Annotated in this window: 12 protein-coding genes; 10 read left to right on the top strand and 2 right to left on the bottom strand. The window is 37.5% G+C overall.

Translation table 11 applies throughout. The features are described 5' to 3' along the window. The first annotated feature begins 270 nt into the window (after positions 1–270). The 6 genes from ACG916_RS20420 (at position 271) to ACG916_RS20395 (ending at position 4851) form a co-directional block, all read left to right on the top strand. Positions 271–1224 carry an MlaA family lipoprotein gene (locus ACG916_RS20420; RefSeq protein WP_336953599.1) on the top strand — a complete coding sequence of 318 codons (954 nt, stop codon included), beginning with the start codon at positions 271–273 and terminating at the stop codon, positions 1222–1224. A 123-nt stretch (positions 1225–1347) separates the two neighbouring features. Beyond that, on the top strand, positions 1348–2316 hold the full coding sequence (gene gigA, locus ACG916_RS20415) for an RsbU family protein phosphatase GigA (RefSeq protein ID WP_419327636.1): 969 nt from the start codon (positions 1348–1350) through the stop codon (positions 2314–2316). A 113-nt stretch (positions 2317–2429) separates the two neighbouring features. Further along, complete coding sequence (gene gigB / locus ACG916_RS20410; RefSeq protein ID WP_016539397.1) at positions 2430–2954, top strand: anti-anti-sigma factor GigB; 525 nt, start codon at positions 2430–2432, stop codon at positions 2952–2954. Positions 2955–2986: 32 nt separating this feature from the next. Continuing rightward, positions 2987–3811 (top strand): carbon-nitrogen hydrolase family protein, encoded by an 825-nt coding sequence (locus tag ACG916_RS20405; protein ID WP_336953598.1) that lies wholly within the window; start codon positions 2987–2989, stop codon positions 3809–3811. Positions 3812–3898: 87 nt separating this feature from the next. Next, positions 3899–4336: a MarR family winged helix-turn-helix transcriptional regulator gene (locus ACG916_RS20400; RefSeq protein ID WP_336953597.1), complete on the top strand. Its 438-nt coding sequence runs from the start codon at positions 3899–3901 to the stop codon at positions 4334–4336. Positions 4337–4425: 89 nt separating this feature from the next. Then, positions 4426–4851, top strand: coding sequence for an organic hydroperoxide resistance protein (locus ACG916_RS20395; protein ID WP_419327637.1), 426 nt, complete (start codon positions 4426–4428; stop codon positions 4849–4851). A gap of 600 nt (positions 4852–5451) precedes the next feature. Here ACG916_RS20395 and gspE read toward each other — a convergent pair. Next, a complete protein-coding gene (gspE, locus tag ACG916_RS20390; protein ID WP_004725986.1) occupies positions 5452–6939 on the bottom strand; it encodes a type II secretion system ATPase GspE in 1488 nt (495 codons plus the stop codon). A 111-nt stretch (positions 6940–7050) separates the two neighbouring features. On the opposite strand from gspE, the gene ACG916_RS20385 reads away from it, so the two are divergent. From ACG916_RS20385 to ACG916_RS20370, 4 genes are all read left to right on the top strand, one after another. Next, on the top strand, positions 7051–7872 hold the full coding sequence (locus ACG916_RS20385) for a DUF432 domain-containing protein (RefSeq protein WP_004725984.1): 822 nt from the start codon (positions 7051–7053) through the stop codon (positions 7870–7872). A gap of 14 nt (positions 7873–7886) precedes the next feature. After that, positions 7887–8822, top strand: coding sequence for a mechanosensitive ion channel family protein (locus ACG916_RS20380; protein ID WP_336953594.1), 936 nt, complete (start codon positions 7887–7889; stop codon positions 8820–8822). A 143-nt stretch (positions 8823–8965) separates the two neighbouring features. Further along, a complete protein-coding gene (locus ACG916_RS20375; RefSeq protein ID WP_004725980.1) occupies positions 8966–9406 on the top strand; it encodes a VOC family protein in 441 nt (146 codons plus the stop codon). Between the two features lie 83 nt (positions 9407–9489). After that, on the top strand, positions 9490–10110 hold the full coding sequence (locus ACG916_RS20370; RefSeq protein ID WP_419327638.1) for a rhomboid family intramembrane serine protease: 621 nt from the start codon (positions 9490–9492) through the stop codon (positions 10108–10110). Here the strand turns inward: ACG916_RS20370 and ACG916_RS20365 are convergent. Continuing rightward, complete coding sequence (locus tag ACG916_RS20365; RefSeq protein WP_419327639.1) at positions 10102–11544, bottom strand: hypothetical protein; 1443 nt, start codon at positions 11542–11544, stop codon at positions 10102–10104. The genes ACG916_RS20370 and ACG916_RS20365 overlap by 9 nt on opposite strands. Between the last annotated feature and the right edge of the window lie 82 nt (positions 11545–11626).

Genomic DNA, 11626 nt, shown 5'->3' with positions numbered 1-11626 from the left:
AATCAAGTGCCTGATTTATCAGAAGTTTTATTTAACATCACCGCCGATGGATGTGCATTCTACAGCATTCCATTCCCAACACAACCCCTTTTTTTAATTATTTTAATTGTTCGAACAAATAATGTTCGTTTATCATATTTATTCACACTTTTTAATCAAATTTGCTTTAATACATATGCAATAACTACTGTTAGAATACGATTATGAAGTCTTTAATATAGCTATATCATTATCGACTACTTTTACTTTAAGAATATTTCAAGGAATTCTATGCGTCCTTATCATGTACTTTGGGCTTGTTTACTTAGCATTGGTCTGACTAGCCATGTATTTGCTCAAGACGAATTATCTGCTCAAGAGAATTCGGACAATGCTGTTTCTACAAACTCTGATTCAGATGATAAGTCGTCTCAAGAGAATTCTTCGGTACTAGAAAACGAAGCAGCTTCTAAACACCCAAGAATTGAAGCCCTTAGAGAGCTTAAAAACATCACAAAAAATGACTTAAAAGTGAATGCCAATGCAGCTCAACCAGATGCTGTAAAAGATCCACTACAACCATTGAACCGTGAAATTTATGCGTTTAATGACATGATCGACCGTAATGTTGCTCGACCTATTGCTGTTCAGTACAAAGCAAAAGTGCCTGGTGATGTACGTTCTTCATATAGTTTATTTCGTAAAAACTTAAGTGAACCATGGAATGCAGTCAACCAACTTGCTCAAGGGCGTTTTAGTCGTGCAGCCAAGTCTCTAGGTCGTTTTACCATTAACACCGTCAGCTCTTTAGGTTTAGCTGATCCTGCAACTCGCTTAGGTTTAGCAACTGAAGAAGAAAGCTTAGGTACCACATTAGGTTACTACGGTATTCCAAGTGGTCCTTATGTCATGCTGCCTATCTTAGGGCCAAGCACACTTCGTCACTCAGTTGATTATGTTGCTGAAGGTTATGCCAATCCGCTTACCTATCCAATGGATAACAACCATCAAACGGGTTTAATCTGGGGTAACCGTGCATTAGGTGGGATTAATACTCGTTCTAAACTTCTAGATGTGGAAAGTGTATTGCAAGGTGATCGTTACTCAGCAATTCGCGATATCTATTTACAACGTTTAGCATTCCAAATCGCTGAGAAAAAAGGCCGTGGACAGGAAGCTGTGGCGTTTGTAGATGATGACGAGGATGATAGCAATAGTCCTGCTGATACAAACGCAGACAAATAACCACAATATTTTGTTAAACTTATTTGCTAGTAATTCATATGGTTTTACTAGCATTGTGGTGTCATCTATAGTAAATCTACTGGATAATGCTTTTATACCGATTAAGGATCATTCATTTCTTCTATGTATTTCATTCAACCCAGTCGCCAAATTTCAAGCTTAGAACAAGTATTAGATACGCTTCCTAGCTTGCAGATGATTACCATTGAAGACATTCATCGTTATGATCCAACAATTATTGCAATTGCAGACGTCCACGATTTTTTACAGTACCAATGGACTTTGCCTACCATTGTGATTGCGCAAGAAAATGAAGGAAGCGAACTTTCCCAAGCATGGGAGCTTGGCGCCCTTGCGGGTTGGATCTGGACCAAGCTTCCCGCCAATCTTGAAGATTCTTTATTAAAAATTGATGCGCAATATAAACGTAATCAAGATAGCCGTGATTTACCTTCTGCCGCAGAACTACAAAAAAAACTTCTTCCAAATCCAATTGAACTACAAAACTATAAAGTTGAGACGCTTTTCCAGCCTTCTGCGTATTTGTCTGGTGACTGGTATGATTACTGGAAAATCAGTGATAAAGAAATCATGTTCTATTTGGCCGATGTATCGGGTCATGGGGTAACCAGCTCTTTACTGACATCTTGGATGGCTGCCTTTCATGGTCGCTCGAAAACACCAAGAGAATTGATTAAAAAACTCAATGGTATGCTGGTTCAAGAAAATATTGAAAAACATATCACAATGTTGGCTGGCATTCTAAATCTAGAAACACATGCTTTAAAATGGTCAAGTGCAGGGCATTACCCTCCCCCCATTATTTTTGAACCCAACCAAGCCCCTCGTGTTTTGAATACCAGCAGTTTTCCTTTAGGACTCACCGAAGACTTAGAGGTTGAAGAGTTTCAATGTACCTTAACTAAGCATGCGCGGTTTATTATTTGTTCTGATGGTGCCCTTGAACCATTCTCGGGTGGTTTGAATGAACAGTTCTCACAATTGGTCTATCATTTGCAAAATCAATCATTCCGTGCACCAGAACATGTAGCAGATGACATAGCAATCCTCAGTCTCCGCAGAATGAATTAACAATATAATCAAACATATATAACAAATTAGACTAATAACCTATACGCAAACGCTTGAGTATAGACTTGCGCTATGTGATAATTTTCCTATCCTTCTCTGCAAATGGCATTTATATGTCAACAGGTCATGTTGAATATGCAAGCTTGAATGGAACGCATATTTTCAAACTTATTGGTGAAGTGCGAGCCCAATCTTGTATTAGTTTAGACAAACTTTTGGCAAGGATTGAACAACAAAAAAACGTCATTGGCGCAATTGTTGATTTAACCCAAACCACATTTATTGATAGTACAGTTCTTGGAATACTTGCCAAGCTTGGCTTAAAGTTGAAACAAGTACACCACATCCAAGCGGTGATGCTGTCCACAAATCCAGATATTACCACTCTAGCCAATAGCATGGGCTTAGGGCAGGTTTTTGTCATTTTAAATTACTGTGGTGACCCTCAAGTGTGCACCAATGCTTTGATTGACGATAATGTTAATCACAGCACAATGCTGTGTACCGTTCTCGATGCACATAAAACTTTAATGAAGCTCAATGAAAACAACCAAAATATGTTCGAGCCATTAGTTAAACAACTTGAAAAGCAGCAAGATACTATGGAATGTGTATCTTCAAACCAGCAAAACGCTTAATCATCTCAAGATTGCTTTATCAGGGATAGCCCATGACTTTACTTTCCGTTGTTCAAATGAACTCTCAAAATGACATCGAAGCAAACTTCAGTGTGATTGAGTCGTTGATACAACAAAGTAAAGCTGATGGCGCTTCTTTGATTGTGTTTCCTGAAAATTTTGTCTGCTTTGCCGCAGGTAAACAACGGGAAACTGCTGCACGTTTTGAAGAAATTCAAAAGCGTTTAGAAAACTTAGCACATCATTATCAAATATGGATTGTTGCAGGGACTTTACCTTGCCCTTTCCGTCCAGATGGTTCAATTATTGCTGATGGTCGAGTTCGTACTGTCAGCCTATGTATCAGTCCAGAAGGCACTGAAGCACGTTATGACAAAATTCACTTGTTTGATGTACACGTGGGTGACGCTGTTGGCGGGTATCAAGAATCTCAGTTTTTTGAACCAGGCAGTGATGTTGTTGTCGCGAAAACACCTTTTGGACAAATCGGTTTGATGGTTTGCTACGACTTACGCTTTCCAGAACTTGCACTCACCTTGAGAGCGCAAGGTGCAAATATTTTGACTGCACCAGCTGCATTTACCTATACCACAGGCCAAATGCATTGGCAGTTATTACTTCAAGCACGTGCGATGGACAGTCAATGTCATGTTTTAGGTGCAGCACAACAAGGTTGGCATGGTGAAAAACGTCAAACCTGGGGACATGCTGGCGCAACTAATAGTCGTGGACAAATTTTAGCGATCACAGATGCAGAAGGTGCGCAATTGATGACAGTTCCTTTTAATTTGAATGAGCAGCGCTCAATTCGTGAATCAATGCCTTTAATGCAACATCGCAAATTGATGTCATTCTAAGTCCGTATTGCCATTAATGACTTTTATTTCCTGAACAAGACAAAACAACGTTATACTTGTGAGGCGTAATATCTTCACGAGACAAGCATGCAACAAGACTATTCAAACTTAAATCTTGATCATCAACTCTGCTTTCTTGTTTACTCTACAAACTTAGCATTAAATCAACTTTATCGTAAATTACTAACACCACTAGGACTGACCTATCCACAGTATTTAGTTATGTTAGTGCTTTGGGAAAAAGATGGTCTAACTGTGTCTGAAATCGGTGAAAAACTCTTTTTAGAATCATCTACGCTTACCCCCTTACTCAAAAAATTACAAAGTAATGGTATTGTTAACCGCGAACGTTCTACGAAAGATGAACGTCAAGTGATTATCAGCCTCACTGCTGAAGGTCATGCACTAAAATTAAAAGCCGTGGATATTCCATTAAAAGTTGCTCAAGCCAGTGCTTGTGATTTAGACAGCATTACTCAATTGAAAGATCTTCTTTCAAATTTACGCGAAAATATTTCAAACTAAAGTTATCAAATTTTACACAAACGCTACTTGTTTAAATATTTATATCGTATACGATATAATTGAACACAATCAAAAATGGAAGATTTCCGATGTCTTTAGAAAAAGTGGTTTATACAGCACATGCAAAAGCAACTGGCGGTCGTGATGGTCGTGCAACATCATCAGACGGAATTTTAGATGTTAAATTAGCAGTGCCTAAAGAAATGGGCGGGGCTGGTGGTGGTACCAATCCTGAACAACTTTTTGCAGCAGGTTATTCTGCTTGCTTCCTTGGTGCGATGAAGTTCGTTGCAAATCGTGATCATTTAAAAATTACCCCAGATGTTTATATCGAAGGTGATGTTGGTATTGGTCCAATTACTACTGGTTTTGGTATTCAAGTGACTTTAAATATTCATTTAGAAGGTTTAGAGCAAGAAGAAGCACAGAAATTAGTAGATGCTGCACATATCGTTTGTCCATATTCAAATGCGACTCGTGGCAATATTGATGTGACATTGAATGTGATTGTTTAATGCTATGATAAAACCTACCTAGAAGTATAAATTTATTTTTAGGTAGGGGTAATGCTTACTTTTATTTTTCTGGTTGGTTTTTTATGGACTGGGTAGAACTAAAAGATAAAATATATTATTGCGATGATACTCTAAGAGACCTTTATATATTCGATACTAATATTAAAGACCTAAAAAATCGACTGTCTTTGTAAATGAAAATTATACAATCAAATGGCTTAACCAGCAGACACAAAAGAATGAGAGCCAAATTAATTTTGAAGTCCTTCAAGAATGTTTAAATGACGCTCATAATCTATGTTCACATGCTAATCTCTATTTAGACAAAACTCAGATAAATAATCATTTTTTCTTAGTCGACAAAATTGAAAATGATATTAATCCAAATGATATTAATTCACTACAAGACCATGAAAAAATCATCAACTACATGATTTGTATTTCGAATTTAATAAATAAGCAGATTATTTTAACACCTGAGAACGAACCAGAAACTATACTTATAAAAGTAACTAAAGGCTCTGTAGAATTTATAGCTAAATTATAAAGCCTAAAGCATACTCTGAGAAAATTTTAAAAAGATAGATAAATAATTTTCAATTATTCAGCCGCTTCATTGGTAACACGTAAAACCTCTTCCATTGTGGTTTTACCCGCTAATACTTTACGTAAACCATCATCTCGAATTGAACCTGCATCTTTACGTGCATATTCTTCAAGCTCATATTCTGCTGCATTACCATGAATCAAACGGCGCATCTGCTCATCAATCGGCACAATTTCATAAATCGCAGTACGTCCTGTAAAGCCCGTATGGGAACAAAAATCACAACCATTCGGTACAGGTAGTTTTAAATTCGATTCTAAACTCACAGGTTTAAACACATCTTTTTCAAAGTCATCTGCTTCACGCCATGTATGACAATGAGAACACAATGTCCGAACTAAACGCTGGGCAATCACCCCAATCAATGAACTGGATAATAAGAAGGGTTCAATGCCCATATCTTTTAAACGGGTCACAGCACCAATTGCAGTATTGGTATGTAGCGTAGACAAAACTAAGTGACCTGTTAAAGAGGCTTGAACTGCGATTTCAGCCGTTTCCAAATCACGGATCTCCCCCACCATCACCACATCTGGATCTTGACGAAGCATGGCTTTTAACGCACGGGCAAAGGTCATATCCACTTTGGTATTCACTTGAGTCTGCCCAATCCCTTCAAGTTGATACTCAATCGGATCTTCAGCAGTGAGGATATTTTTAGAACCATCATTCAAATCAGAAAGCGCGGCATACAAAGTCGTCGTTTTACCCGAACCTGTAGGGCCAGTGACTAGAATAATGCCATGTGGACGATGAACCAATTGGGTTAAACGCTCATAGTCAGGCTTCATTAAACCCAAATGGGTCATGTTGAGTCGACCCGCTTGTTTATCCAACAAACGCATAACGACACGTTCACCATGCGACGATGGCAAGGTCGAAACACGGACATCCACCTCACGTCCTGCAAGACGTAAAGAAATACGACCATCTTGTGGAATACGTTTTTCTGCAATATCGAGTTTTGCCATAACTTTAATACGCGATACCAACAATGGCGCAAGTTCACGACGAGGCTGTACGATTTCACGCAATTGCCCATCTACCCTTAAGCGAACAGATAATTTCTTTTCAAAGGCTTCAATATGAATATCTGAAGCCCCGACTCGAATCGCTTCAGACAATAAAGCATTGATGAGTCGCACAATTGGTGCATCATCTTCCTGATCCATCAAATCTTCAGTTTCAGGAATCTGATCGGCCAGACTCAATAGATCAGGGTGATCTTCAAGACCAGCGGCAACCTGTTGTGATTCGCCCGTTTCACCTGCATAGCTTGAACTGAGCATGTGATTAAACTCAGTTTCATTACATAATTGATGTTGTGCTGTACGACCGAGATAGCGGCGGGCTTCCTGAATCGCAATTTGTGCGGTATCCTGACGGCGAACAATAAAAACTTGATCACCTTCATAACGCAACAGCACTCCATGCCGTTTTGCAAAACTATATGGTATTTGTAATTGTTTGAGAACTTGCATTACAACTTATATTAATGATTTAAATTGCTTTGAGTGTACTCTATGCTCATGACAGCGTGAAGTCTGTTTGTTAAAGATTTGATGATGATTTTATGAATGGGATAAACACTTTTGTCTAAGAAGAAAGAACATCTGGAACCAGAACTCCCTGATTTAAAGTGGTGGGGAGAACAACTGTTTGAATTGAACCAATCCAAAGCATGGCAATTTGGTTCTATGATGATGCGCATTACTCGTGGTCTGCAAGAATGGCGCTTGGAATATTATCGTCCAAAATTCCAATATGACTATGAACAGCAATGGCATAAAATCCATGATGTAAATTTTGGTTTTCCTGAACCTGTACATGTTGAACGCTATATGTTTCGCGAGACCCATAAAGCGTTTCAACTCATGCCCCGTTTAGCTGATCGCTCTGTAGTGATTCGTCCTGTCGATCCAATTTATATTCCAGCAGGCCAACGCGGTACACTCTACATCAGTACACCCCTGTGGATTTCAGGTTTTGTACAAGCTCAAAAAGAACCCTTATTTGATATTCCTGTAATTTTACCTAAGGATACATGGTTTGGCCCTGATCACCGCACAGGTGAAATGTGTTATGCCACCTCAGTCGATGGTCGTACCGAATTAAATTTATTACGTCCACGTGCCTTTCGTGCAGTGACACCGATTGATTTCCACAATGTCAGTAGTCATCAGCTTCGATTTGACCGTATGAATGTGCCTGTTCCTGCGCTACCTTTATTTTATAGTGAAAGCACAGGACGTTTATGGACATCACAAATCAAGGTCGTGTATGAAGGCAATGACCGCCCTGCCCGTGTAAGAATTGAAAATCGTACACCACCTTTGGCCGGCGAAGTGATTTATGTACATCCGCCACGCTCACCAGGTGGCGCTTTGTTCAATATGTTTGATTCATTTTTCTAAGGGATGAGGTAAAAATGGCTGAATCCAATATTCCCAAAGACATTGCCAATAGCCTAAAAGGCATCTTTACCAATGTAAATGTCGACCGCTTAAGTGAAATTGCTGTTGCTCTGATCCTCTGCTTTGTTGGTTTTGTACTGGCACGTGTTATTTCCAATACCTTTATCCGCACCATAGGTGCACGCTTTAATGCACATCAACGTTTGGTTTGGCGTAGAGGTATTTTTTATTTTATTTTCTTACTGTTTGTGATCGCCAGCTTAAAAGAAGCGGGCTTTAAACTCAGCGTATTTTTAGGCGCAGCAGGGATTTTAACTGTTGCATTGGGTTTTGCCTCACAAACTTCAGCATCGAATTTAATCAGTGGTTTATTTTTAATTGGCGAAGGTTCATTTGAAGTTGGCGATACAATTCAAATCACCCTGATTCGTGGACATACCATTGAAGGTGAAGTGATTTCCATTGACTTACTTTCCGTGAAGCTTTTGACCATGGATAATGTCTATGTGCGCCTCCCCAATGAGCAATTGATTCGCGCCCCTGTACATAATCTATCAAAATTCCCGATACGGCGATTGTCGATTACGGTTGCAATTAACTTTAATGAGAACATCAATAAAGTTCGTGAAGTTTTAATTGATGTTGCCAACGATTACCCGTTGGTTTTAGCAGATCCAAAACCACGTGTGACTGTTTCTGCCTTTGGAGAATCCTCCATTGAAATTTTATTTGCACTATGGTGTATGCAAGCAAACTATCTACAAGTCAAAGATGAAATTCATGAGTTAATCCGTAATCGTTTTGTGGAAAATCAGATTGAAATCCCTGTACCAAAAATTGGCTTTGTAGATCGTCCAAATCCAAATGAAGTTCTTCAAAATGAAGATATTGACGGTTATGCCAATAAACAGGAATTAAAATTAGAGCAACAACAAGATAAACAACTTTAAGCAGACAAAAGCGATAATCTAGAAAATAAGAGTCCCTCATTTATGATTGAGGGATTCTTATTTTCAATTACAAAATATTCATCAAGTTTTAAACCATGAGCTGATAAATTAATCACTTCAAAACAACAAAATGGACAATCACAATGCAACTCAATCACTATTTAAACTTTGAAGGTCAGACTGAAGCCGCTTTTAATTTTTATAAATCTGTTTTTGGTGGTGAATTTTCATTTTTAAAACGTTATTCCGAACTGCCCGATGTCCAAGTGCCAGACCAAGAGAAAAACTATATTTTACATGTTTCTCTGCCGATTAATGAATTTACTGTATTGATGGGTTCAGACACCAGCGAGCAGTTCTGTGCACCTAATAGTGCGCCATTTAGCAAAGGCACCAACCATTATATTTCGATCAACTTAGAAGCTCACGAAGCGGATGAAGCTCAGCGATTATTTACAGCACTCTCTGCCAATGGTCATATTGAAATGGCACTAGAACCTACATTTTGGGGTGCTTTATATGGTGCTTTCACCGATCAGTTTGGTATTCGCTGGATGGTGAACTGCCAACTGAATGAAGGATAATGAACAGAATATTGCGATAGCCTATTGATTGACAATGATATAGGTTATATTGCTATTACGATAACAACGTCATTTATAACAATATGATCACTGGTCTTACCCATACCCTTCTGATTATTTTAATCACACTTGCGATTTCTTTTATTGCTTGGCAGCAACGCAATGTAATGAATCGTTTGATTTTCAATGTTTCAGCGATTAAGCATGGTCAATATGATCGCTTTTTAACCCATGGTTTTATCCATAAAGATGGTATGCATTTATTTTTCAATATGTTTACCTTGTACTTCTTTGGGCGAAATGTTGAATGGTTTTTCCGTGATTACTTAAGTGGTATGGGCTTTGTCTTATTTTATTGTAGCGCTATCATCATTGCTGCAATCCCCAGCTATTTGCATAATCGAACCCTAAATTCCTACCGAAGTTTAGGGGCTTCGGGTGCCGTTAATGCAGTATTATTTAGTGCGATTCTGTTTAATCCTTGGGGCATGCTTTATATCTATATTTTACCTGTGCCCGCGATTATTTTTGGGACGATTTATTTATGCTTTAGCCTGTATGCGATCCGTTCAGGACATTCTCCATTAATCGATCACCGCGCGCATATTACCGGTGCAATCTATGGTTTCTTATTTCCTTTACTATTAGAGCCATCATTAGCTACAGCATTTTTCTATAAATTTATTAATTCACCATTATTCTAGATAAGGTCTTAATAGAACTATAATGTTTTGATCGTCAAAGATATCTGGATATAACTGTGTAAAATCAGGTAATCGACTACGCATTTCAATTTTTTGTGATTCTGTCCACTGTACGCCATATATTGCATATTTCAAATTTTGTAAATTTTGGCGAACATAAGAACCTAACAGCTGTTGGTCTTCGATTGTTTCAATATAGTCATGTTGTTTAACATACCAATATAGTTGATCCGCAAAATTACTGCCGTTAACCAATTCCAGCCGTTGATGGAAACTGATTCCATCATCGATGAATGACGAATAGTGAATAAGCTCATCTAGACTAGGTTTTTCACTCAAGTATTTTTTTGCTTTTGACAAGTGATAGAAATGTAATTTCCGCCCCATTTTTCGACAAAAACTAAAATATTGATCTATTTCAATATACTTTTGTTTTAATGCTAAAGATAAGATTGAATCTACAATTAAGGGTTGATTGACTTGCTCAATAATCGTATAAAATTCAGTTAGATCACCTTTTAATAACATCCATTGATGTGCACGAATCCTTACCTCAAATGTAGATAACTGCTCAACTGGGTGTGCCTTAAAATACATTTCAAAATTAAAGTTTTTTGATCTTAAAGCAAAATAGGCATAATCCATAATCGTAAGAAATTTACTATGCCAAAATAAGATTAAATCATCTGTAGTGAGTACATCTTTCTGGTATAAAAAATCAAATAAACGATATTGCACATCTCTATTGGAACTCTGCTTCAATTGATACAGAACTTCTTCATCAGTTTTGTGTTGAATCAACTGCTTGAGCCAAAAAGCTCGGATATGTTGATCTTTGGCTAATCCACAGAATTGAAGTAACTCGTATTCTTCTATCCATTGATATTGAAGAATAAATTTTAATAAAATACGAGGAAGTTTACCTTGTTTATTTATTAAAGTTTCTGAGAGGTAAACTCTATTGCTCGCTACTTCCGATAGCAATAACTTTAACGAATCACTATCTGTTCGATCTCGATTTTGCAACATTGAAATTTCAAAAAAATAATCACTACAAAGCTGAGAAAATTCAGGTCGTTGACTCCAACGCACAATATGTTCTGCAGCCAAATGACGATTTACTTCAACATAATCACTAAGGCGATACAATAAATGTGGAAAAAGCTCTGGTTCAAAACATTGTTGAAGCTTTTTCAACATTTTCTGTCTTGTGTAACCATCATAACTTTTTAGTTTTAATAATGAATTTTCAAAGTCTGTAAGCTCTTTTCCATTAAACCTATATGTATAATCATCTATATCTGGACTGCTTTGAGTATTTTGAACAACAGACTGAGTTACCGTATTTACAATAACTTTCTGCTGATTTTCTTCAATTTTTACAGGAGGCAAAGATTGAGACTGTTTAAAAAAATTTTTGAAAAATTGCCACATAAATAATGTATTAAATAATAATTTAAGTTAGTAATAACACAGATTTAAGTACAAATTCCACATAACGCTTTAATATTCAAAA

It is taken from the genome of Acinetobacter legionensis (assembly GCF_048552295.1).
Classification (GTDB): domain Bacteria; phylum Pseudomonadota; class Gammaproteobacteria; order Pseudomonadales; family Moraxellaceae; genus Acinetobacter.
Note: the sequence above shows the minus strand (reverse complement) of the source record. Positions and strands in the feature narration are given on the sequence as shown.

What these genes read in the sequence shown, in the direction of transcription:
- ACG916_RS20405 (WP_336953598.1), top strand. Translation starts at nt 2,987, where the DNA reads ATGACTTTACTTTCCGTTGTTCAAATGAACTCTCAAAATGACATCGAA.
- gspE (WP_004725986.1), bottom strand. Translation starts at nt 6,939, where the DNA reads ATGCAAGTTCTCAAACAATTACAAATACCATATAGTTTTGCAAAACGG.
- ACG916_RS20380 (WP_336953594.1), top strand. Translation starts at nt 7,887, where the DNA reads ATGGCTGAATCCAATATTCCCAAAGACATTGCCAATAGCCTAAAAGGC.
- ACG916_RS20370 (WP_419327638.1), top strand. Translation starts at nt 9,490, where the DNA reads ATGATCACTGGTCTTACCCATACCCTTCTGATTATTTTAATCACACTT.
- ACG916_RS20395 (WP_419327637.1), top strand. Translation starts at nt 4,426, where the DNA reads ATGTCTTTAGAAAAAGTGGTTTATACAGCACATGCAAAAGCAACTGGC.
- gigA (WP_419327636.1), top strand. Translation starts at nt 1,348, where the DNA reads ATGTATTTCATTCAACCCAGTCGCCAAATTTCAAGCTTAGAACAAGTA.
- gigB (WP_016539397.1), top strand. Translation starts at nt 2,430, where the DNA reads ATGTCAACAGGTCATGTTGAATATGCAAGCTTGAATGGAACGCATATT.
- ACG916_RS20400 (WP_336953597.1), top strand. Translation starts at nt 3,899, where the DNA reads ATGCAACAAGACTATTCAAACTTAAATCTTGATCATCAACTCTGCTTT.
- ACG916_RS20375 (WP_004725980.1), top strand. Translation starts at nt 8,966, where the DNA reads ATGCAACTCAATCACTATTTAAACTTTGAAGGTCAGACTGAAGCCGCT.
- ACG916_RS20420 (WP_336953599.1), top strand. Translation starts at nt 271, where the DNA reads ATGCGTCCTTATCATGTACTTTGGGCTTGTTTACTTAGCATTGGTCTG.
- ACG916_RS20365 (WP_419327639.1), bottom strand. Translation starts at nt 11,544, where the DNA reads ATGTGGCAATTTTTCAAAAATTTTTTTAAACAGTCTCAATCTTTGCCT.